A 21,150-nucleotide genomic window follows, 5' to 3' on the forward strand; every position below is an offset into this window, starting at 1 on the left:
ACTGCTGATCGGTGTCCGACGTGGCATTCCATTCCATAACCGGTTATCGCACCTCGTGATCGGCTTCGCGGGCCGCGGCGTACCCCTTGGCCCAGCGGTAGTCCGGTTTGCCGCTCGGCGTGCGGGACACCGTATCGACGACCCAGATGCGGCGCGGCAGCTTGTAGGCGGCGAGGTGCGCGCGCACATGCCGCTCCAGTGCCGGGAAGTCGACGGCACTGTTGGCCGAGACGATCGCACCCACCTGCTGCCCCCAGCGCTCGTGCGCGATGCCGATCACCACGGCGTCGTACACCGATTCGTGGGCCTTGACGACGGATTCGACCTCCTCGGGGAAGACCTTCTCGCCACCGGTATTGATCACCATGTTCCCGCGGCCGATGAGGGTGATGGCCCCGTCCTCCTCGACGCGGGCGCGGTCGTCGGTGACCACCATGCGCCGGCCGTCCACGGTGTGAAACAGCTTGTCGGTCTTGGCCTGATCCTTGTAGTAGCCGATCGGCACATTGCCGGTTTTGGCCAGCCAGCCCTCGCCGCCCGGCGCGATCGGATGGCCGGTCTCGTCCACGACGACCGCGCCACGACCGGTATTGACCCGCGGCCCGCGACCCGGATCATCATCCTTCTGCGCGAAACCGATACCGCCGAAACCGGTTTCGGAGGATCCGATGGATTCGCTGACCAGCGTGCTCGGAAACAGTTCCAGCAGTTCGTTCTTCACCTGCTGTGTCAGCTGCGCGGCCCCGGAGCCGATGGAGAAGAGCGAGGAGGCGTCGACCGGCGCGGCCCGATAGGCGTCCACCAGCGGCCGGGCGATCGCATCACCGGTGATGACCAGGATATTCGGCTGCTCCCGCGCCACCACCTGCCAGATGCGGGCCGGATCGAAGCGTGGTTCGAACAGCACCGTATTGCCGGACCACAGTGCGGTGAAGGTCGGCATCATGGCGGCGGCGTGGATGAGCGGCGGCAGGACGAACCAGCGCATAGGCGGATTCTCCGCGCCCAGCCGGGACTGCTGATACTCGTCGGCCACGGGTTCGCCGCTGTAGAAATCGATGCCGCCGCCGAGGACTCGCCACATGTCCTCCTGCCGCCACATGACGCCCTTGGGCAGGCCGGTGGTGCCGCCGGTGTACATGATGAACAGGTCGTCGGGACTGCGCGTCTCGAAATCGCGTTCCGCAGTGGCATTTTCGAGCGCCGTCTCATAGGACAGCGACTGTGTCGGCAATCCCGCGCCGCCCTGATCGTCTTCCACGACCAGGGTGTGCCGCAGTTTGGGCAGCTGCGGCCGCACCTCTTCGATCAGCGGCGCGTAACAACGGTGATGCACAACCATTTCCAGGTCGGCATTGTCGTAGACGTAGCGCAGTTCCTCGGCCTGATACCGATAGTTGATATTGATGGGTACGGCGCGAATCTTGAAGCAGCCCAGCAGTGTTTCGAGAGTCTCGATGCTGTTGTGCATATGGAAGCCGATATGAGTGCCCGGTCCGGCCCCGGCGACGGCCAGGTGATGCGCCAGTCGATTGGCGCGCTCATCCAATTCCCGGAAGGTGCGCCGGCGGTCGCCCTCGATGACGGCTATCCGGTCGGGCACCGCGTCGGCGGAGTGTTCGTACAGGTCGGCGAAATTGCACACCATGGCGTTCGCTTTCTTGGGACAGCTGGCTACAGGACAATGAGCGGAAGCGACGCGCCCCGATCGGTGAAATCGAAGGCCGCGCCGGTGCTGAAGCGGGTGATGGCGACCTCGGAGGCTTCCGGGAAAGGTGTTGCGGCGAGCCCGATCTCGATGGTCAGCGCCCGATCGCCGGCCACCCGGACCTCCGCGCGGAAACGCGGATTCACCCCGCGCACCAGTGCGTTCAGCGGCTCCAGATGATCGGCGTCGAGCAGCTCAGGCCAGGCGCCGTCGGTGCACGCACCGCAGTCACGATCGAGTCGCAGCTCGACCACCCGTTCCCCGCCATAGGTTTCGCTGCTGACCTCGGCGGCCACATAGGCCGCCGGATTCAATGCGGGGTGCAGGCGCAGGACCTTCGCCAGCGAGGCCGGATCATCGCCGAGTTTCAGCGCATTGCGCAGCCGCTCGGAGGTGAGCCCGGCAATTCCGGTGAACTGCTTGCGCGCGATATCGAGGGCGCGGGCAGCATCGGTGCGCGCCGCGAGGGCACGGCGGAATCCGAGGGTGAGCAGATGGTGTTGCAGGCACACCTCATCGGCGATCCGGATGAGCGCCGAACGGGAGAAGTCGTCGAACCGGATATCATTCAGGAGCGGTCCCGAATAGTCCGCCCGCCCTTCGTCTTCCGTATCGATACCGCCCAGTTCCACGCGCGCTGCCGCGGATTCGTTCAGCACCAGCGCATCCGCGGAAGGCACGAACGGCTCATGATCCTTATCGATCGTTACCGTCCACGCGCACACCGGTTTCCGGTCCGCCGGCTGCCGCGGCGGCCGATGGACCGGCCGCACCTGCGCATACGGATTGGTGGCCAGCGCCGTCGCATCGAAGGTCGGATCTTCGATGTCGTGACACATGCCGACCACATAGGCCTCGCCCATGGGTTCCACATCCGCGAGCGCACCGCAGTGGTCGAGGTGGAATTCCCCGTGGTCGTGGTCCTGGACCCGGTATCGGAAGTCCATGAATTGCGGTGGCGCGCCGATATCGAGCTGGAAGCCCTTGAAGATGACGTCCACACCGTCACCGGTGATGCCCAGCGCCCGCTGCATGCGCCGCGTGTACACCGGGCTGGCCAGCCGCCATTCCTCGATGGCCACCTCGGTCATGCCCTCGCGGCCGAAAGCGCCTATGGCATGCGCCATTCCGGATCGGTCGATGAGGTGCCCGCACAGCAGCAGCTCCGGCACCAGTACGGCGAGCTCGCTGCGGGACAGCGAGCTGTATCTGCTGTTCACCACAGTGGCGCCGGACCCTCTCCGACCGGATACCACCCGGCGAGCGGCTCCCCCGAGACGGACCGCTCGATCCGCTTCTGCATGCCGCCCGAGAGCGCTCCGTTCTGGATCATCTCCACGAAAAGCGCTGTCACATTGCCGAAGTCGAAGAAGTCGCGCTGCCAGGACCACTGGCCGTTGCCGGCGTAGCGGAACCAGCTGCCGCCGATCCCCTCCGGGCTGTATGGCCGTCCGTCCGCCCGGTGCTTCTCATTGATCTGTTTCCAGAATCCGATGACGCTGCCGCTGCGCTCGTCCACCACGAATTCCTGGTACGGGTAGGTCCAGCCCTCGAGGCCGAACATCTCCTGTCCGAGTGCGATATCACGGATCTCGTCGCGGCCGACGGCCATGAACTCCTGGGTGGGCCCGTAGTTCCAGCCGTAGGTGGCATCTTCGGTATAAAAGTCCGCCAAGGGTTTCCAGTCGCCGAGCGCTTCGCAGCGCTGGTTCTCCTGCACCCATTTGGCGATCGTGTCGTCGAGTTCGTCACGGGACCAAGCCATGGTCGTTCCTTCAGTCTGTGGGATCGTCTTCGCGGAGCGAGAGCGCCTGGGTGGGGCAGTAGCGGACGGCGGCACGAGCCGCGTCCAGGTCGTCACCGGGATCGGCGCGGAGTAGGTCGACCTGCCCGTGTTTGGGTACCTGGAAGAGTGCGGGGGCTTCGTCCTGGCAGACGGCATGCCCTTGGCAGAGGTCGAGATCGACCACGAGGCGCATCTACTCTCCTTCTGAATCCTTTTTCGGTGCAGGGGTTTTCAGCGGCGCTTCCGGTTGCACCTCGACGAGCACCAGGTGTGCCCCGCGCGGCGTCGAGACCACGGCGACGATCGCGGCGGCGATATCGGAGGCCCGCAGGAAGTAGGAGTGCCGGGCGAAGCCCCACTTCACCCAGTCCTCGAGCAGCGGCCCGACCACCTCGGGGGTGGCCGTCATACCCATACCGGTCTGGGTCTGGCCCGGGCGCACGATGGACGAGCGCACACCGGTGCCCTCCAGTTCCATGCGCATTTGCCGGGCGAGGGCCTCGACGCCCATCTTGGCGGCGTTGTACGCGCCCATTCCCGGTCGCGGCCGATCGGCGCAGTCCGAGCCGATGACGACGAAATCCCCGCGCTGCCTTGCGATCATGCCGGGTACGACCCGGTGCGCGAGGCGCTGCGCACCCACCAGGTGCACCTGCACCTGCGAGTCGAACAGTTCGGGGTGCACGTCCCAGCCCTGCCCGAATTCCAGATCACCCGCGCCGTAGACCGCGATTTCGATCGGTCCGAGCGCGTTTTCGGCGGCGACCACGAATTCGTCGACGGACGCGGTATCGGAGACATCGAGCCGATGGGCGAAGGCCTCGCCCCCGTCGGCGCGAATCTTCTCGGCCAGGGTCTCGCAGATCTCCACACGCCGGGCGCCCAGCGCTACCGGATATCCCAGCTCGGCCAGCGCGATCGCGGTGGCGGCCCCGATGCCCGAGGAAGCGCCGGCAATGAGAACCGGCCTGCGGGCGGGATGTGGTGCGAACCGCGGCATTACCGAACCTCCACTGTCACCGGCAGTTTCGCGAAGCCGCGCACATTCACCGAATGCACGCGCTCGCTGCCCGCCTCCAATCCGTAGGAGCGCACCCGATCGGTGAACTCCCGCAGCACGATTCCGGCCTCCAGCCGTGCCAGATGCGCGCCCAGGCAGAAGTGCACGCCGCGCCCGAAGCTGATCAGCCCGCCCTTGTCGGCCCGTTCGATGTCATAGCGGTCCGGATCGTGGAATGCCGCGGTATCGCGATTGGCGGATCCGATGAGCAGCAACACCTTCGAGCCCTGCGGGATGGTCTGCCCGTAGTACTCGAGATCCTCGGCCGCGGTGCGCGCCAGGATCTGGCTGGACGCGTCGTAGCGCAGCGTCTCCTCCACCCAGTCGCCGACGAGGTCGGGATGCTCGGCCGCCTTGGCGTACTGCTCGGGGTTCACTCCCGCCCAGTACAGGGCATTGCCCAGCAGTTTTGTGGTGGTCTCGTTTCCGGCGACCACCATCAGGAACATGAAGCCGATGATCTCCTGATCGGTGAGCCGATCGCCGTCGGCTTCGGCCTCCAGCAGTGCGGAGGTCAGATCATCCGCGGGCTGTTTGCGGCGGGCGGCGACCATATCGGTGTAGTAGCCGAACAGGCTCAGTGCCGCCTCCATGGCGGGGACGGGTACATCGAGCACGCCCTCCTCACGATGCAGCAGCAGATCGGCGAGCCTGCGCAATTCGGCGCGGTCGGCATCGGGCACACCGAGCAGTTCGGAGATGACGTCCATGGGGAGTTTGCCCGCGACATCGTCGATCCAGTCGAAACTCCTACTCGCCAGCGCGGGTTCGAGATGCTGCAGCGTGATCTCGCGAATGCGATCGCTCATCTCGGTCACCCGGCGCGGGGTGAAGCCCTGGTAGACGAGTTTGCGCAGGCGCAGATGCCGCGGATCGTCCATGGCCAGGAAGGACATGGTGTGGTGGGCGTGCGGCCCCCAGGCTGCCGGATCCAGCGATACCCCGTTGGCGCTGGAGAGCCGCACATTGTCGCGGAATCCGGCGCCCACATCGGCATGCCGCGACAGCGTCCAGAAGTCCAGCCCCGGATTGTGATACACCGGCGCTTCGGTGCGCAGCCGCTGGTAGATGGGGTACGGATCCTCATGGATGCCGTAGTCGTAGGGGTCGAACAGCAGCGGCTCGAGGGAGGCTGCGGTCATCGTCTCTGCACCTCGTATTCCATAACACGTTCGCCGGCTCCGGCGGACGCCGTCCCGCCATCAGTACAACTGACTGGACACGTGTCTGCACGGTACTAGCGCGGCGGGCTGCTGGCAACGGATCGACGAATCTAACCTGAGAAACAGTCTCCCAAACTGAAACATGTTCTTGCGCGTTTCCGAGCTCCGAACTTATAGTCCGTACACGTGTCCGGACAGCATGGGAGCTACCGTTGAGCCCGAGCAATCTCAGCCCTGACGGCAACGGATCGGTGGTCCGCGAATGACCGGTGTCGAACGCTCCGTCGGCTTCATCGGCCTGGGCACGGCGGCGTCGGAGGCGCAGCGGCTGGCCGAAGCGGCCGGGCTCGATATTCGTGAGCTGGGCAAGGTGGTCCGGCACTCCGACAAGCACACCGGCGGTCCGGGCGCGATCATGCTGCGCGACACCACCGCGGCGGTGGCCGAGGACGATTTCTGGTTCCCGATTCTCACCCATGTGCGCGATCTCGGTGAGAAGGATCTGTCGCTCGCGCTCGAACTCGGGCAACGGTTGGGTGTGGAACTGCCCCTGGCCGATCAGGCGCTCGGCGGACTCGGCGACGGGCTGGGTGTCGGGCGCGGCGCGATCGCGAGGGAGCAGTGGTGATTTCACGCATGGCAACAGCTCATATCGATACGACAGGAATGGTGGGGAACTCATGACCGACGAGCGCAGAGAACGCGGACTGAAGAAGATGAGCGAGGTGTACGGCTGGGAATTCCAGGACGGCCCCGGCGAACACTTCGCGGTCACCGCCGATCATCTCTTCGCCGATATCTGGTCGCGCCCAGGGCTTTCCATTCGCGACCGGCGGCTGCTGCTGCTCGGCGCGGTCACCGCACAGGGCCTGTTCGATATTGCCGAGATCCAGGTCGGCGCGGCCCTGCGCAATGAGGAACTGGACGAGGAGCAGCTGAGGGAGATCGCGCTGTTCCTGTGCCACTACGTGGGCTGGCCCGCGGGCACCACCCTGGACGGCGTGGTCGGCAAGGCCGTCAAACAGCACAAGAAGCAGTAATTCCCCTCCCCCGTTAGGAATTGAACAGAACATGGCTGAAACCGCCACCGTACGACCGCTCCGGTCCAGCGAGGTCGACTCCTGGGACTTCGAGGCCGATGTGGTCGTCGTCGGATACGGCATTGCCGGGGTGTGCGCCGCCATCGAGGCGGCCGGCGCGGGCGCCGATGTGCTCGTGCTGGAACGCACCGGCGGCTGGGGCGGCGCGGCCGCCCTGTCCGGCGGTTTCATCTACCTCGGTGGCGGTACGGCACTGCAGCGGGCGCTCGGATTCGAGGACACTCCCGAGAACATGGAGAAGTTCCTGACCGCCGCACTCGGACCGGGCGTGGACAAGAACAAGATCCACGATTACTGCCAGGGCAGCGTCGAGCACTTCGATTGGCTTGTCTCGCAGGGTGTTCCGTTCAAGGAGGAGTTCTGGGGCGAGCCCGGCTACGAGCCGCCGGCCGACCAGGGCCTGATGTTCTCCGGCGGCGAGAACGCCGCACCGTTCAACACCATCGCCGACCCCGTGCCGCGTGGGCACCTCGCCTGGACCAAGGACAAGAAGCTGGGTGAGAAGGGCGGCGGCTACATGCTGATGGAGCCGCTCGCCCATACCGCCGAAAAGCTCGGCGTCCGCCGGGAATTCGATGTGCGGCTGCAGCGGCTCGTGGTCGACGACGCCGGCCGGGTGGTCGGGGTGGCGGCCAAGCGATACGGCAAGGAACTGTTCGTCCGGGCCGAGCGCGGCGTGGTGCTGGCCACCGGCAGCTTCGCGTACCAGCACGAAATGGTCGAGCGGTTCGCGCCCAAGATCGCCGGGCGGCCCGCCGCGACCGTCGAGGAGCACGACGGCATCGGCATCCGGGTCGCGCAGGCGCTGGGCGCGGATCTGGCGCATATGGACGCCACCGAGGTCGCCCTGGTCGCGGACCCGCAGGTGGTGGTGCGCGGCATTCTGGTGAACGGCCGCGGGCAGCGGTTCGTCACCGAGGACACCTACCCCGGCCGACTGGGCCAGGCGGTGCTGCAGGACCAGGACAATCAGGCGTATCTCATCATCGACGAGACGGCTCTGGAGGAGGCGTTCGAGACCAAGTCATCCATGTCTTTCCTGCGCATCGCGCCGACGTGGGTCGCGGAGACCGTCGCCGAGCTGGAGAGCGAAATGGGGCTCCCGGCCGACACCCTGAAATCGACCATCGACCTCTACAACAAGCATGCCGAGAACGGCGAAGACCCGTTCCTGCACAAGAAGCCGGAGTGGGTGAAGCCCATCGGCACTCCGCTGGGCGCGTACGACCTGTGCGGCTACACCGGCGGATTCACCCTCGGCGGGCTGCGCACGGATCTGGATTCGCGGGTGCTGCACGTGTCCGGCGAGCCGATCCCCGGACTGTTCGCGGCGGGTCGCGTCACCTCGGGCATCTGCGCGGGCGGTTATGCCAGCGGTTGCTCGCTGGGTGACGGAAGTTTCTACGGCAGGCGCGCGGGCATCGCCGCCGCCAAATCCAACTGAGAGAGGGGATGACGCATATGCGATTCGGCATCGTTCAATTCACCAGTGACCGCGGCATCACCCCCGCGGTCGCCGCCAAGGCGGCCGAGGAGCAGGGCTTCGCCTCGTTCTTCGTGCCCGAGCACACCCACATCCCGATCAAGCGCGAGGCGTTCCATCCCGGCACCGGCACCGCCGAACTGCCCGACGATCGCTATACCCGCACGCTCGATCCGTGGGTGACGCTGGGAACCATCGCCGCGGTGACCTCCCGCATCGAATTGTCCACGGCGGTGGCGCTGCCCACCGAGAGTGATCCGATCACCCTCGCGAAGACGATCGCCACGCTCGATCACCTCTCCGGCGGGCGCGTCACGCTCGGCGCCGGATTCGGCTGGAACACCGACGAACTCACCGATCACGGGGTGCCCGGCAACAAGCGGCGCACCGTACTGCGCGAGTACATCGAAGCCATGCGGGCGCTGTGGACGCAGGAGGAGGCCAGCTACTCCGGTGACTTCGTCTCCTTCGGTCCCAGCTGGGCGTGGCCGAAGCCGGTGCAGGCACATGTGCCGCTGCTCATCGGGGCGGGCGGCACCGACAAGACCTTCAAGTGGATCGCCAAGTCGGCCGACGGGTGGATCACCACGCCCACCGAATCGGATGTCTTCGCCTCCACCGCACTGCTCATGAAGCACTGGGAGGAAGCCGGACGCGAGGGCGCACCGCGCGTGGTCGCACTGGACTTCAAGCCCGATGCGGAGAAGCTGGCCGCCTGGTCCGAGGCCGGTGTCACCGACGTGCTCTACGGCATGCCGGACAAGCCGGAGGCCGAGGTCCTGGCGTATCTGGAGCGGCTGGCGGGCAAACTCGAGCCGCTCGGCCTGCTCCGCTGATCGCTCGGCCTGGTCCGCTGATTCCCGAGCCGTCCGGCCCAGTTGCCGGGCGGCCGGCGCGACTTCTGAAATTCACACTCCCCCAGTAAATTTCGCTGCGCCCTACGAAAGGCCGTGACGTGCGTATTGCCCTGCTGTCCTACCGCAGCAAAACCCACTGTGGAGGACAAGGGGTCTACGTCCGCTATCTCAGCGCGGGCCTGGCGGAACTGGGGCATGCGGTCGAGGTGTTCTCCGGGCAGCCCTATCCGGAACATCTCGACCCCCGGGTGCGACTCACCGAGGTCCCGAGCCTGGATCTGTACCGGGACGAGGACCCGTTCCGCACCCCCCGGCCCAGCGAGATCCGCGACGGCATCGACCTGCTCGAGGTCGCCACCATGTGGACGGCGGGCTTCCCGGAGCCACGCACCTTCAGCCTGCGCGCCGCGAGACTCCTGCGCGCGCGGGCGGCGGAATTCGATGTGGTGCACGACAATCAGTGCCTCGGCTACGGGCTGCTGGATATCGCGCGGCATCTGCCGCTGGTCGCGACCATCCACCATCCGATCACCCGGGACCGGGAGGTCGATCTGGCCGCCGCGACGTGGCGGCGAAAACCCTTCCTGCGCAGGTGGTATGGATTTCTCGGCATGCAGCAGCGGGTGGCCCGGCAGATTCCGGAGCTGATCACCGTATCGTCGTCCTCGGCGAACGATATCGCCGCGGACTTCGGGGTGTTGCCGGAACAGCTGCGCACGGTGCCGCTGGGTGTGGACACCGAACTGTTCCGGCCGCGGGCGTCACCGCGGGTGCCCGGGCGCATTGTCGCCGTTGCCAGCGCGGACAAGCCGTTGAAGGGCATCTCGCACCTGCTGAATGCCGTTGCCCAGCTGCGTAATACGCATGCTCTGGACGTGCGGTTGGTCGCGAAACTGGAGCCGGAAGGCCCCACCGAGAAGCTCATCGCCGAACTCGGCATCGCCGATATCGTCACCGCCGTCAGCGGACTCGGCGACGAGGAACTGGCCCAGCTGCTCAGCTCCGCCGAAATCGCCTGCATCCCCTCGCTGTACGAAGGCTTTTCCCTGCCCGCCGTGGAGGCCATGGCCAGCGGCACACCTCTCGTCGCCAGCCGCGCGGGCGCCCTGCCCGAGGTGGTCGGCGGCTGCGCGGAGCTGGTCGAACCCGGCAATGTCGCGGAGCTGACCCGGGTACTCGGCGAACTGCTCGACTCCCCCGAACGCCTGCGTCACCTGAGCGCGGCCGGGCGGCGACGCGCTCTCGAGGTCTTCAGTTGGGAAGCCGTTGCCGCCCAAACGGTCTCCGTCTACGAACAAGCTATAACCCGGCACGGCTCCCGTCCGGCAATCACCCCGATCCGCCAGGAGGCGCACCAATGCTGACCGTCGACTTCGATCGCCTGGGCATCGGCCCCGGCACCCGCGTCATCGATGTGGGGTGCGGGGCCGGCCGGCATTCGTTCGAGGCGTATCGGCGCGGTGCGGACATTGTGGCGTTCGACCAGAACGGTTCGGACCTGGCCGATGTGGACGTCATGTTCCAGGCCATGGCCGAGGTCGGCGAGGCGCCCGGGTACGCCAAGGCCGAGACGGTGCGCGGCGACGCACTGGATCTGCCCTACGGGGACGGGGAATTCGATGTGGTGATCGCCTCCGAGATCCTCGAGCACGTGCCCCAGGACGAGGCGGCCATCGCCGAATTGGTGCGCGTGGTCAAACCCGGCGGGGCACTGGCGATCACGGTGCCGCGGTGGTTGCCGGAACGGATCTGCTGGGCACTGTCGGACGAATACCACGCCAACGAGGGCGGACACGTCCGTATCTACCGCGCCGACGAACTCCGCGACAAGGTCGCGGCGCAGGGTATGCGATTCATCCACAGGGCCCACGCACATGCGCTGCACTCCCCGTACTGGTGGCTGAAATGCGCGGTCGGTGTAAAGGACGAGAAGAACCCGCTGGTGAGCACCTATCACCGAATGCTGGTGTGGGACATGATGTCCGCGCCGCAGCTCACCCGCGTCACCGAACGACTGCTCGATCCGTTCATCGGCAAGAGCGTCGCCCTGTACTTCGCGAAACCGGCGGTTCGCAGTGCCCGGCGCTGACCTACCCCGCGTCCCCGGTGTCCTGACCGCCCGCCAGTTCCTGCAGAGCGCCGAATCCATCGCCGCCACACAGGAATCCGACGGCGCGCTGCCCTGGTTCACCGGCGGCCACACCGACCCCTGGGACCACATCGAAAACGCCATGGCATTGACGGCGGCCGGGCTGCTGGACGAAGCCCGCGCCGCCTACCTCTGGAGCGCGAAAACCCAGCGCGCCGAAGGTTCCTGGCCCAGCCAGTTCCGCGACGGCGTCATCGAGAACGAGCACAGCGACACCAACTTCTGCGCCTACATCGCCACCGGCGTGCTGCACTACTCCACCAGCACGGGCGATTACGTCTTCGCCCGCGAAATGTGGCCGGTGGTCCGCGACGCCGTCAACTTCGTCCTCTCGCTCCAACAGGGCCGCTTCGGCGAAATCCATTGGTCCGCAGGCCCCCAGGGCTCTTCCGGCGAAGCCCTCCTCACCGGTTGCTCCAGCATCTTCCACAGCCTCCGCTGTGCCCTCGCCCTGGCCGACCAACTCGGCGACCCCCAACCCGAGTGGGAGGTAGCCGCCCTCCGACTGGGCCACGCCCTCCGCGACCACCCCGAAGCCTTCCTCGACAAGGCCCGCTACTCCATGGACTGGTACTACCCCGTCCTCTCCGGCGCGATCCGAGGCCGAGCCGCCCAAGCCCGAATCGACACCCACTGGCCCACCTTCGTAGTCCCCGACCTGGGCATCCGCTGCGTCTCCGACCAACCCTGGGTAACCGGCGCAGAAACCTGCGAACTGGTCCTGACCCTGGATGCCATAGGCGACACCTCTCGAGCCCTTCACCTCTTCACCAACATGCAACATCTCCGCGAGTCCGACGGCTCCTACTGGACCGGGCTCGTCTTCACCGACGGCAAACGCTGGCCCGAAGAACGCACCACCTGGACCGCCGCCGCCACCCTCCTAGCCGCCGACGCCCTAACCCGAACCACCCCCGCCCACAACATCTTCCGCACCCTCCTCCCCCACCTCCCCACCCCAACAACCTGCACCTGCCCCGAACCCAGCACCCCCTGACACCCCACCCTCTCCTCCCCGCCCTCACTCGCCGAACCTTCACCTTTCCGCGTCTCGCCCTCTCAGCCCATGTCATCCGAGTCTTCGTTCTTCGTGTTTGTCTCTGAAACCGGACCACACGAAAAGACAAGAGCCGAAAGACAAGGACGCCTGGAAACAAGGGATCGAAGAACAAGAACCCGGAAGGCCACGCCGGGCAACGGCCTACAGCAGGAGCGGGATCAGGCCGACAGGGGGCAGCGACAACGGCAGCGGCAGGGGCAGGGGCAGCGGCAGGGGCAGGGGCAGGGGCAGGGAAGACTCGCGGTCTGGCGTGGTGGTGTGGTGGTGTGGTCCGGTGGGCGGCAGATTCGGTGGTGGCCCTCGGTGGTGTTGCCGCCCTGCGGGTACGCGTCCGGGGCGGGGAAACCTGTTGTCGCGGTGGGGTTGTCATTGTTCGGCGAGCGAACCGGCCCGAAAGCCGATGCGGCAACGACCTCCAGCACCGACAGGAACAACCTGCCGGTGACACCAGAGGCGGGAGAACCTATTGTCGCGGTAGGGGTGTGACGGCCCGGCCGAGCACCCGGTACCGCACCGGCGACAATCCCGAGGCACGACACACCCTGCGAGGCCGCACCGACGGCGGAACCTCGGTCAACAACTCCCCCGGGTGATGCAGGTGGTTGACCTGCGGAGTTCGGGTCGGGTCCACATGCGCCGGGGCGATCCACGCGGTCCGGCCCGGAAAGTCCGAATCCGCACCGAGTTTGATCGTTTTCCACCCGCGTGGCCCGTCTTTGACCAGGCCGTGGCACTGATCACACGCCAAGGTCAGGTTCTCGATATCGGTCGGGCCGCCCTTGCTGAACTCGGTCACATGATGGGCCGCGGCCATACTCGCCGGAGCCGAGCACCCCGGGCGAGTGCACCCACGTTCGGTGGCGATCAACGCCAACCGTTGCGCCGGATTCGCCAACCGGATTTCCCCGATATGCAACGGCATACCGTGCTTGTCCTTCACGAGCACGAACGTCTTGCAGTGGCGGGCCATCAACCGGAGGGCGTTCTCGACCGGGACCTGCCCACCGGTGGCGGTGGTGGCCACCCCCGCAGCGCGTTCGACGTCCTCGATGTCGATGGTCATGATCGTGGAGACCGGCAGCCCACGGTGGGAACCCAGCTTGGTGGGGTTGAAGTCCGGGTGCAACACCGCCAGCAACGCATCGTGCTGGCGTTGGGCCTTGCTGCGCTCGTCACGGGCCGCGCACGCCTCCAGCACATCCCGGGGCACCGGGTTGTCCTCATCCTCGGCCCACGGGCTTTCCTTGTCCGCCGGGTTGCACATACCGGGACGGGCCAGCTTGGCCATGACAGCATCGAATGCCGCACGGGCATCGGGGGTGAGCTCGACGGTGAGGGTGGACATCAGGTCGTAGCGTTGCGGGCTCAGAACCGCACTGCGCTGGTTCTGCCGATCCGCGTCCTCGGTCAGCTTGCCGTCCGGGTCCAGGAAACCCAGGATCATCTCCCCGATCCTCGGCAAATGCGTCGGATCCAAGGCACGCGCCTGCAAGGCGAGTTGCTTCTCGGCGTAGGCGCGGGCTTCGGGAGCGACCTTGCCGGGCAACCGGTTCATGACCTGCCGGATGACTCGCACGTGATCGAGGGAGATCGCACCCTCGTCGAGGGCTTGGGCCGAGCACGGCAGCACCGGGGCCGGGTCGGGCTCGTCACCGACGCGATGCCACACCGCGAGATCCTCAGCGGCACGCCACCGGTTGATCGCATCCCCGTGCGAGATATGCAGCACCGATTGCAAATACAGGGCCGGGCTACCCGAACCGTTGAGAGCGGGCAATGACCGGGCGCAGGCTTGCACGATCAGATCCCGTTGCACCGACGCCAACCGGCGAGTGCAGGTTTCGATCTGCTGCATCAACGCCACGATGTCGGTGTCCGGCACCGGAATCAACGACAGGTTGGCGAGGGATTCGACCGCAGCGGCCAGTGCTGATGCACTGGCCGCGATTGCGGTTTCTCCCCCTGATTCCATGCCTCTATTCTACTCCCGGAAATCAGACCCGGAAAGGCGAATTCCGTTGTGATATAAGCCTATTCAGAATATTCGGGTTTTAGCTTTCGTCTTGCGTTCTTATGTCTTGCTCTATCTTGTCCAGGCGTCTTTGTCTTGTCTCTTTTGCCTTGTTCAATTGCACGCGGCATTGCGCTGAAGAATCCGCAGTGAACCCGTCACGGAAAGCTCGCGAAACTTTCCGCTGTCCATTGCTCGGCGGTAGATGTTGTACGGCGCCCGGCCGCCGTCGGCGGGGTCGGGGAAGACGTCGTGGATGGCCAGGAGGCCGCCGCCTGCGACCCAGTGGGCCCAGTTGTCGTAGTCGCGCTGTGCGGCTTCCTCGGTGTGGCCGCCGTCGATGAACAGCAGGCGCAGGGGTGTGCGCCAGATGCGGGCCGCGGCGGCGGAGGTGCCGATGACCGCGATCACGGTTTCGGCCAGGCCTGCGCGAACTATGCTGCGGCGGAATGCGGTTACGGTGTCGAAGACTCCGGTCTCGGGGTCGACCAGACTGGTGTCGTGGTACTCCCAGCCCGGTTGGTGTTCCTCCGAGCCGCCGTGGTGATCGACGGTGAAGACCGTCGCTCCGGTTTCGCGCGCGGCCGCACCCAGGTAGATGGCTGACTTGCCGCAGTAGGTGCCGATCTCCAGAATGGTGCCGTCGCCCGCGTACATGAGCGCGGCTTCGTAGAGTGCGCGACCCTCTTCCGGCGGCATGAATCCGGTGGTTCGCTCGGCGAGTTCGAACAAAGCGCGGGTGTCGGCGGAAATCTCGGCCTGCGTCATACGAAAACCTTTCTGGGGCGCACGCATTGATGCACATTGCACATCGGCGAGTTGCCCGGAGACCGGGCCCATAGTAGCATCCGGACACGTGTCTGATTCCCTTTCCGAACGTCCCACGGTGAGCATGGAGGCCACCCGCCGCCGGCTCACCGAGAAGCAGGCCGACACCGTCGATCGGCTCACGACGGCGGCGATGGAAGTGCTGTCCAGAGAGGGTTTCGCGGGGCTGACGGTGCGCATGGTCGCGGCCTCCGCCGGAGTCGGCACCGCCACCGCGTACACCTATTTCTCCTCGAAGGAGCATCTGGTCGCGGAGCTGTTCTGGCGGCGACTGGCCGCCACGCCCGCACCCGGCAACGAGGGCCTCGACAGCAATGAGCGGGTGCTCGCGGTGCTGCGGCAGACCGCCATGCTCGTGGCCGACGAACCGGCGCTCGCGGGCGCGGTGACGAGTGCGCTGCTGGGCACCGATCCGGATGTGGCGCATCTGCGGTTGCGTATCGGCAGCGAGATTCGCCAGCGGCTCATCGGCGCCCTCGGCGCGGAGGCGGATCTGGACCTCGTGGAGACGCTCGAACTGCTGTACGCGGGCGCACTGGTGCGCGCCGGTATGGGGTACGCCTCGTATGCCGAAATCGCCGACCGCCTGGAGAAATCCGCGCTGCTCGCGCTGCGCGACCGAGGTCTTCCGGAATCCGCGGATTCGGCTGCCGGGCACCCACTCCCGTAGTACCGTCCAGACAGCTGTCTGCTGCACTGCGGGAGGTTTCCGATGACGCCGACCAGACCACGGCAGGTATCGGGCGGCGAACACGAGCACGGCCACCTCGAGGAATTCCGCACCGACCCCATCGCCCTCATGACGCGGGTCCGCGCCGAATGCGGTGATATCGGCGCCTTCCGGCTGGCCCAGCGCGATGTCATTCTGCTGACCGGTGCGCAGGCCAATGAATTCTTCTTCCGCGCGAGCGATGAGGACCTGGATCAGGCCGCCGCCTACCCGTTCATGAAGCCCATCTTCGGTGCCGGCGTGGTCTTCGACGCCCCGCCGGAGCGCCGTAAAGAAATGCTGCACAATCAGGCGCTGCGCGCCGATCAGATGCGCGGTCATGCCACCACGATCGCCCGCGAAGTGCACCGCATGCTCGAATCATGTGGCACCACAGGCGAAATCGATCTGCTCGAATTTTTCGCCGAGCTGACCATCTATACCTCGTCGGCCTGCCTCATCGGCGTCAAATTCCGTGAAGAGCTCGACAAGCGCTTCGCATACCTCTATCACGAGCTGGAGCGCGGGACCGACGCCTACTGCTACGTCGACCCGGACGCACCCATCGAAAGCTTCCGCCGCCGCGATGAAGCCCGCTGGCAACTGGTGAAGCTGGTGCGGCACATCATGGCGGGCCGGCTCGCGAATCCGCCCACCGGCAAAGACGATCGGGACATGCTGGATGTGCTGGTCTCGATCCAGGACGAGCAGGGCAACCCCCGCTTCTCACCCAGCGAGATCACCGGCGTCTTCATCTCCATGATGTTCGCGGGGCATCACACCACCTCGGGCACCGCCGCCTGGACGATCATCGAACTGCTCCGCAATCCGGAGGTGATGCGGCGCGTCGTCACCGAACTGGACGAGCTCTACGCCGACGGCGCGGACGTGAGTTTCCATGCGCTACGCCAGATTCCACAGCTGGAGGCGGTGCTCAAGGAGGTACTGCGCCTGCACCCGCCGCTCATCGTGCTGATGCGCGTGGCCCGCGACGAATTCGACGTCTGCGGCCACACCATCGCCCCCGGCGACCTGGTGGCCGCGACACCCGCTGTCTCCAACCGCATTCCGGAGGACTTCCCCGAACCCGGCCGTTTCGACCCCGGCCGCTACCTCGACCCGAATCAGGCCGACCTGTTGAACCGCTGGACCTGGATCCCCTTCGGCGCGGGGCGCCACCGCTGTGTGGGAGCAGCCTTCGCCCTCATGCAACTGAAGGCGATCTTCTCGATCCTCTTGCGCGACTGGGAATTCGAGCTCGCCCAGCCGTCGGACACCTACCGCAACGACCACTCCAAGATGGTCGTGCAACTGCAGCAGCCCTGCGCGGTCCGCTACCGGCGACGGCGCATGTAGCCGGTAGGTGTGGATCCCGGCCAAAAGCATGCCGGGATGGCGGGGGGCCGCCGTCCGCGATGACGGGGCTCGTCATCCCGGCGCACTTCGTCTCGGCCTCCCGGCGCGCTTTTGGCCGGGATCCACACCTCAATGACTAGAGCGCGGCTTCGATTGCGCTGGTTACCGACTCGTCGGTGGGCTCGGTGCGGGGGCGGATGCGGGCGAGCACCGTGCCGTCACGGCCGATGAGGAACTTCTCGAAGTTCCACTGGACATCGCCGGCGGCGCCCTCGGCGTCGGCCACCTGGGTCAGCTCCCGGTACAGCGGGTGCGCGCCCTCGCCGTTCACCTCGAGCTTCTCCAGCAGCGGGAAGTCGACCCCGTACGTGGTGGAGCAGAATTCGGCGATCTCCTCGGAGGTGCCGGGCTCCTGGCCCATGAACTGGTTGCACGGGGCGCCGACCACGCTGAAGCCGCGCGCGCCGTAGGTCTGCTGCAGTTCCACCAGGCCGGTGTACTGCGGGGTGAGGCCGCATTTGGAGGCGACATTGACCAGCAGCACCACCTTGTCTCCGGCCAGTTCAGCCAGCGTGGTGGGCTTGTCGGTGAGCGTCTGCAGCGGGATTTCGCGAAGTGAGGTCACGTCCACGAATATAGAACGAGTTCGTGGACGCCACCGTTCACCCACGTCACGCCCGGGTGCACGAATACGGACATCCGGTTCAGGCGTATCGGACCTGCCAGTGCTTGATGCCGTTGATCCAGCCCGCCCGCAATCGCTCCGGCGGCGCCACCTCGGCGAGATCGGGCATGGCATCGGCAATCGCATTGAACATGAGGTCGATCTCGAGTCGCGCCAGATTCGCGCCGACGCAGAAGTGCGTGCCGGTGCCGCCGAACCCGACATGCGGATTGGGGTCGCGCAGTACGTCGAACGAGAACGGATCGGTGAATACCTCGTCGTCGAAGTTGGCGGAGCTGTAGAACAACCCCGCCCGATCGCCTTCGCGAATCTTCTGCCCGCCGATTTCGGTGTCGCACAGCGCGGTTCGCTGGAAAGACGTCACCGGTGTCGCCCAGCGCACGATTTCGTCCGGCGCGGTCCGCGGCCGCCGCTCCCGATACAGCTGCCACTGCCCCGGATTGTCCACGAATGCCTTCATGCCGTGCGTGATGGCATTGCGAGTGGTTTCATTTCCCGCCACCGAGAGCAGGATGACGAAGAAGCCGAATTCGTCGCTGCCCAGCGCCTCACCGTCGACATCGGCGGTCACCAGCTGCGTCACGATATCCGCGGCCGGACAGGCGCGCCGCTGTTCGGCCAGGTTGTAGGCGTATCCGAGCAGTTCGGCATTGGCGGTCATATTCGCGCCGGCGAACTCGGGATCGTCATAGCTCAGCAGCTGATTGGACCAGGTGAAGAGCTTGTGCCGATCGTCCTGCGGCACTCCGAGCAACTCGGCGATGGCCTGCAGCGGCAGTTCGGACGCCACCTGCTGCACGAAATCGCCACCGCCGGCGGCCTTCGCCTCGGCGACAATGGCTTTCGCGCGCATGGTGAGCGTCTTGCGCAGGGCTTCCACCGCGCGCGGGGTGAATCCCTGCGAGATGATCCGCCGAATCTTGGTGTGTTTCGGCGGATCCATATTGATCAGCAACGCATTTCGTGACAGCTCCAGCTGTTCCGGTAGCGAATCGGCAGGCATTCGGATGATCGCGCCCTTTTCGTGCGACGACCAGATCTCCGGTCTGCGGGATATCTCCTTGACGTCCTCGTGCCGGGTAATTGCCCAGAAGCCGCCGTCCTCGAACGGCGCGGCCTGTTCGGGAGTCTGCGCATTCCACCAGACGGGCGCCGTGCGCCGGAGCGCGGCGAACTCCTCGACGGGACTGCGATCGGCCCAGAGTCCCGGATCGGTGAAATCGAATCCGGCCGGTAATGACGGAACAGACACTGTTCCTCCTACGGCAGCTAGCCGCTATGATCTCGAAACTGGAACGTGTTTCACGACGATTGAACCACGTCACCCGGCACGGTAACCCCGGTTTCGATGGCGTGATCGCGCCTCGGCCGCCCTCCGCCCATACAGTTACCGCTGGGCATTTCTAGAACATGACCGCTCGCGACTCACTCGGGACCCCCTACCCCTTGAAGTCGATCTTATGACTGGACATCATGTCCACCGTGCGGGCAGACTAGAACCTGTTCTACAGTGACCCCAGGCACACTCGAGGATGAGGTAACGAACATGACCGCTTCTCCGCGCTCCGCGGACGCCGCAACGGCAGCCGACTACGTAGTCGTCGGCGCTGGTAGTGCGGGCGCCATCGTGGCAGGACGTCTCGCCGAGCGCGGCGCCAGCGTGATCCTGTTGGAGGCCGGCCGCAAGGACAACACCCGCTTGGTCACCATGCCCGGCGCGATCAGCATGGTGCACACCGTCCCGCAGCTGAAGAAGCGCGTGACGTGGAAGCAGTTCTCCACCCCGCAGAAGCACGCCAACGACCGCCTGATCCCCATGACGCGCGGCAAGGTGCTCGGCGGATCCAGCTCGGTCAACGGCATGCTCTACGTGCGCGGCAACAAGGCCAACTACGACTCTTGGGCCGCCGAGGGCAATACCGGGTGGAGCTACGACGAGGTCGTCCCCGCCTACAAGCGCCTGGAGAACTGGCAGGACGGCGCGACCGAACTGCGCGGCACGGGCGGACCCATCGAGGTCACCCGGCAGCAGAACCTGACGCCGATCGCCCAGCAGTTCATGGTCGCCGCCTCCGCCGTCACCGGCGCGCCGATCATCGAGGATTACAACGGCGAATCGCAGGAAGGCATCTCGATCTTCCAGCAGAGCGTCAAAGACGGTCTGCGGTACAGCTCTTCGCGCGGCTACATCACCGATATGCCGAACTCGAACCTGACCGTGCTCACCCATGTGCACGCCACCCGGGTCGTCATCGAGAACGGCCGCGCCACCGGCGTCGAGATCGCCGAGAAGAACGGCACCCGCCGCATCGTGCGCGCCGCCAAGGAGGTCATCGTCTCCGGTGGCGTCATCGGCTCGCCACAGCTGCTCATGCTCTCGGGCATCGGCCCGGCCGCGCACCTGCGCGAACACGGCATCGACGTGGTGGCCGATCTGCCCGTCGGGCAGAACCTGCACGATCATCTCTTCGTGCCGATGACCTTCATCTCGAAGAAGGCCATCCACCGCGGCATTCCGACCCACTTCGCCAGCGGCATCATGCAGGAGATGCTCCGTCCGGGCAGCTCCTGGATGGGACGCACCGTGTTCGAGGCGTGCGGCTTCGTCAAGACCAAGTTCGCCGAGGGCGACTACCCGGACCTGCAGATCCACACCCTGCCGTGGAGCTACCCGATCCCCAACCAGGACGAGGACAAGCTGCACCTGGTCGATCGCCGTCCCGGCTTCACCATCTTCCCGAGCCTCATCTACCCGAAGAGCCGCGGCGAGATGACGCTGGCCTCCAGCGACCCGTTCGCCTCCCCGCTCATCGACCCGGGCTACCTGAGCGACCCGCGGGACACCGAATTCCTCATCGAGGGCATTCGGATGATCCGGGAGATCATGGCGCACAAGAGCATTGCCGATGACTGGACCGAGGAGCTCGCCCCCGGACCCGCACTGCAGGACGAGAACGCACTGCGCGCGGAGCTCCCCAATCGCGTGCACTCCATCTACCACCCGGTCGGCACCTGCCGTATGGGCGTGGACGAGCGCGCGGTCGTCGACCCGACGCTCAAGGTGCACGGCATCGAGGGCCTGCGCGTGGCCGACGCCTCGATCATGCCCAGCATCACCGGCGGCAATACCAATGCCCCGAGCTACATGATCGGCGAGAAGGCCGTCGAGTTCATCGGCGCGTAAAGCGTTGACAG

General features: G+C 66.0%; 19 protein-coding genes and 1 pseudogene. 10 read left to right on the forward strand and 10 right to left on the reverse strand.

Annotation, left to right across the window (positions count from 1 at the left end; genetic code table 11):
• Window positions 1-43: 43 nt before the first annotated feature.
• From OG716_RS29780 to OG716_RS29805, 6 genes are read right to left on the reverse strand one after another with little or no spacing between them, the layout of a single operon-like run.
• Window positions 44-1,648 (reverse strand): acyl-CoA synthetase, encoded by a 1,605-nt coding sequence (locus OG716_RS29780; RefSeq protein WP_405133847.1) that lies wholly within the window; start codon window positions 1,646-1,648, stop codon window positions 44-46.
• Window positions 1,649-1,674: 26 nt separating this feature from the next.
• Window positions 1,675-2,931, reverse strand: coding sequence for a hypothetical protein (locus tag OG716_RS29785; RefSeq protein ID WP_405133848.1), 1,257 nt, complete (start codon window positions 2,929-2,931; stop codon window positions 1,675-1,677).
• The gene (locus tag OG716_RS29790; RefSeq protein ID WP_355130054.1) at window positions 2,925-3,473 is read right to left on the reverse strand and encodes a nuclear transport factor 2 family protein; all 549 of its coding nucleotides are present in this window, start codon (window positions 3,471-3,473) and stop codon (window positions 2,925-2,927) included. Before OG716_RS29790 ends, OG716_RS29785 begins: the two co-directional genes overlap by 7 nt.
• Before the next feature lie 10 nt (window positions 3,474-3,483).
• Complete coding sequence (locus tag OG716_RS29795) at window positions 3,484-3,687, reverse strand: ferredoxin (RefSeq protein WP_405133849.1); 204 nt, start codon at window positions 3,685-3,687, stop codon at window positions 3,484-3,486.
• Entirely contained in the window at window positions 3,688-4,494 is an 807-nt protein-coding gene (locus OG716_RS29800; protein ID WP_405133850.1) for an SDR family oxidoreductase, read from the reverse strand.
• Entirely contained in the window at window positions 4,494-5,696 is a 1,203-nt protein-coding gene (locus OG716_RS29805) for a cytochrome P450 (RefSeq protein WP_405133851.1), read from the reverse strand. Before OG716_RS29805 ends, OG716_RS29800 begins: the two co-directional genes overlap by 1 nt.
• Before the next feature lie 274 nt (window positions 5,697-5,970).
• Here OG716_RS29805 and OG716_RS29810 point away from each other — a divergent pair.
• The 7 genes and pseudogenes from OG716_RS29810 to OG716_RS29840 all read left to right on the forward strand — a co-directional run.
• A pseudogene (locus tag OG716_RS29810) lies at window positions 5,971-6,345 on the forward strand (NAD(P)-dependent oxidoreductase); the annotation flags it as partial.
• A gap of 52 nt (window positions 6,346-6,397) precedes the next feature.
• The gene (locus OG716_RS29815) at window positions 6,398-6,757 is read left to right on the forward strand and encodes a carboxymuconolactone decarboxylase family protein (protein ID WP_355130044.1); all 360 of its coding nucleotides are present in this window, start codon (window positions 6,398-6,400) and stop codon (window positions 6,755-6,757) included.
• Between the two features lie 31 nt (window positions 6,758-6,788).
• Window positions 6,789-8,261, forward strand: coding sequence for an FAD-dependent oxidoreductase (locus OG716_RS29820; RefSeq protein ID WP_405133852.1), 1,473 nt, complete (start codon window positions 6,789-6,791; stop codon window positions 8,259-8,261).
• 17 nt (window positions 8,262-8,278) lie between these two features.
• Window positions 8,279-9,136, forward strand: coding sequence for an LLM class F420-dependent oxidoreductase (locus tag OG716_RS29825; RefSeq protein WP_405139998.1), 858 nt, complete (start codon window positions 8,279-8,281; stop codon window positions 9,134-9,136).
• Window positions 9,137-9,255: 119 nt separating this feature from the next.
• Window positions 9,256-10,521 carry a glycosyltransferase family 4 protein gene (locus OG716_RS29830; RefSeq protein WP_405133853.1) on the forward strand — a complete coding sequence of 422 codons (1,266 nt, stop codon included), beginning with the start codon at window positions 9,256-9,258 and terminating at the stop codon, window positions 10,519-10,521.
• The gene (locus OG716_RS29835; RefSeq protein WP_355130038.1) at window positions 10,515-11,246 is read left to right on the forward strand and encodes a class I SAM-dependent methyltransferase; all 732 of its coding nucleotides are present in this window, start codon (window positions 10,515-10,517) and stop codon (window positions 11,244-11,246) included. The genes OG716_RS29830 and OG716_RS29835 overlap by 7 nt, the downstream gene beginning before the upstream one ends.
• On the forward strand, window positions 11,233-12,303 hold the full coding sequence (locus OG716_RS29840) for a prenyltransferase (protein ID WP_405133854.1): 1,071 nt from the start codon (window positions 11,233-11,235) through the stop codon (window positions 12,301-12,303). The genes OG716_RS29835 and OG716_RS29840 overlap by 14 nt, the downstream gene beginning before the upstream one ends.
• A gap of 526 nt (window positions 12,304-12,829) precedes the next feature.
• Here OG716_RS29840 and OG716_RS29845 read toward each other — a convergent pair.
• Together OG716_RS29845 and OG716_RS29850 are read right to left on the reverse strand one after the other, a co-directional pair.
• A complete protein-coding gene (locus OG716_RS29845) occupies window positions 12,830-14,338 on the reverse strand; it encodes a DUF222 domain-containing protein (RefSeq protein ID WP_405133855.1) in 1,509 nt (502 codons plus the stop codon).
• Window positions 14,339-14,491: 153 nt separating this feature from the next.
• Window positions 14,492-15,145, reverse strand: a complete 654-nt coding sequence (locus OG716_RS29850) for a class I SAM-dependent methyltransferase (RefSeq protein WP_405133856.1) — start codon at window positions 15,143-15,145, stop codon at window positions 14,492-14,494.
• 118 nt (window positions 15,146-15,263) lie between these two features.
• Here OG716_RS29850 and OG716_RS29855 point away from each other — a divergent pair, with 118 nt between their 5' ends.
• Complete coding sequence (locus OG716_RS29855; protein WP_405140000.1) at window positions 15,264-15,875, forward strand: TetR/AcrR family transcriptional regulator; 612 nt, start codon at window positions 15,264-15,266, stop codon at window positions 15,873-15,875.
• Between the two features lie 42 nt (window positions 15,876-15,917).
• Window positions 15,918-17,270, forward strand: a complete 1,353-nt coding sequence (locus OG716_RS29860; RefSeq protein ID WP_405133857.1) for a cytochrome P450 — start codon at window positions 15,918-15,920, stop codon at window positions 17,268-17,270.
• 136 nt (window positions 17,271-17,406) lie between these two features.
• Here OG716_RS29860 and OG716_RS29865 read toward each other — a convergent pair whose 3' ends face one another.
• Together OG716_RS29865 and OG716_RS29870 are read right to left on the reverse strand one after the other, a co-directional pair.
• A complete protein-coding gene (locus tag OG716_RS29865; protein WP_405140002.1) occupies window positions 17,407-17,871 on the reverse strand; it encodes a glutathione peroxidase in 465 nt (154 codons plus the stop codon).
• 103 nt (window positions 17,872-17,974) lie between these two features.
• Window positions 17,975-19,207: a cytochrome P450 gene (locus tag OG716_RS29870; protein WP_405133858.1), complete on the reverse strand. Its 1,233-nt coding sequence runs from the start codon at window positions 19,205-19,207 to the stop codon at window positions 17,975-17,977.
• 294 nt (window positions 19,208-19,501) lie between these two features.
• On the opposite strand from OG716_RS29870, the gene OG716_RS29875 reads away from it, so the two are divergent.
• Window positions 19,502-21,139: a GMC family oxidoreductase gene (locus OG716_RS29875; RefSeq protein ID WP_405133859.1), complete on the forward strand. Its 1,638-nt coding sequence runs from the start codon at window positions 19,502-19,504 to the stop codon at window positions 21,137-21,139.
• The last annotated feature ends 11 nt before the right edge of the window (window positions 21,140-21,150 follow it).

The organism is Nocardia sp. NBC_01388 (assembly GCF_045040085.1).
GTDB lineage: Bacteria > Actinomycetota > Actinomycetes > Mycobacteriales > Mycobacteriaceae > Nocardia.

Excerpts from the sequence above, each read along its gene's own strand:
- OG716_RS29790 (WP_355130054.1), bottom strand. The coding sequence starts at position 3,473 with ATGGCTTGGTCCCGTGACGAACTCGACGACACGATCGCCAAATGGGTG.
- OG716_RS29800 (WP_405133850.1), bottom strand. The coding sequence starts at position 4,494 with ATGCCGCGGTTCGCACCACATCCCGCCCGCAGGCCGGTTCTCATTGCC.
- OG716_RS29780 (WP_405133847.1), bottom strand. The coding sequence starts at position 1,648 with ATGGTGTGCAATTTCGCCGACCTGTACGAACACTCCGCCGACGCGGTG.
- OG716_RS29825 (WP_405139998.1), top strand. The coding sequence starts at position 8,279 with ATGCGATTCGGCATCGTTCAATTCACCAGTGACCGCGGCATCACCCCC.
- OG716_RS29860 (WP_405133857.1), top strand. The coding sequence starts at position 15,918 with ATGACGCCGACCAGACCACGGCAGGTATCGGGCGGCGAACACGAGCAC.
- OG716_RS29845 (WP_405133855.1), bottom strand. The coding sequence starts at position 14,338 with ATGGAATCAGGGGGAGAAACCGCAATCGCGGCCAGTGCATCAGCACTG.
- OG716_RS29815 (WP_355130044.1), top strand. The coding sequence starts at position 6,398 with ATGACCGACGAGCGCAGAGAACGCGGACTGAAGAAGATGAGCGAGGTG.
- OG716_RS29835 (WP_355130038.1), top strand. The coding sequence starts at position 10,515 with ATGCTGACCGTCGACTTCGATCGCCTGGGCATCGGCCCCGGCACCCGC.
- OG716_RS29795 (WP_405133849.1), bottom strand. The coding sequence starts at position 3,687 with ATGCGCCTCGTGGTCGATCTCGACCTCTGCCAAGGGCATGCCGTCTGC.
- OG716_RS29820 (WP_405133852.1), top strand. The coding sequence starts at position 6,789 with ATGGCTGAAACCGCCACCGTACGACCGCTCCGGTCCAGCGAGGTCGAC.
- OG716_RS29850 (WP_405133856.1), bottom strand. The coding sequence starts at position 15,145 with ATGACGCAGGCCGAGATTTCCGCCGACACCCGCGCTTTGTTCGAACTC.
- OG716_RS29875 (WP_405133859.1), top strand. The coding sequence starts at position 19,502 with ATGACCGCTTCTCCGCGCTCCGCGGACGCCGCAACGGCAGCCGACTAC.
- OG716_RS29805 (WP_405133851.1), bottom strand. The coding sequence starts at position 5,696 with ATGACCGCAGCCTCCCTCGAGCCGCTGCTGTTCGACCCCTACGACTAC.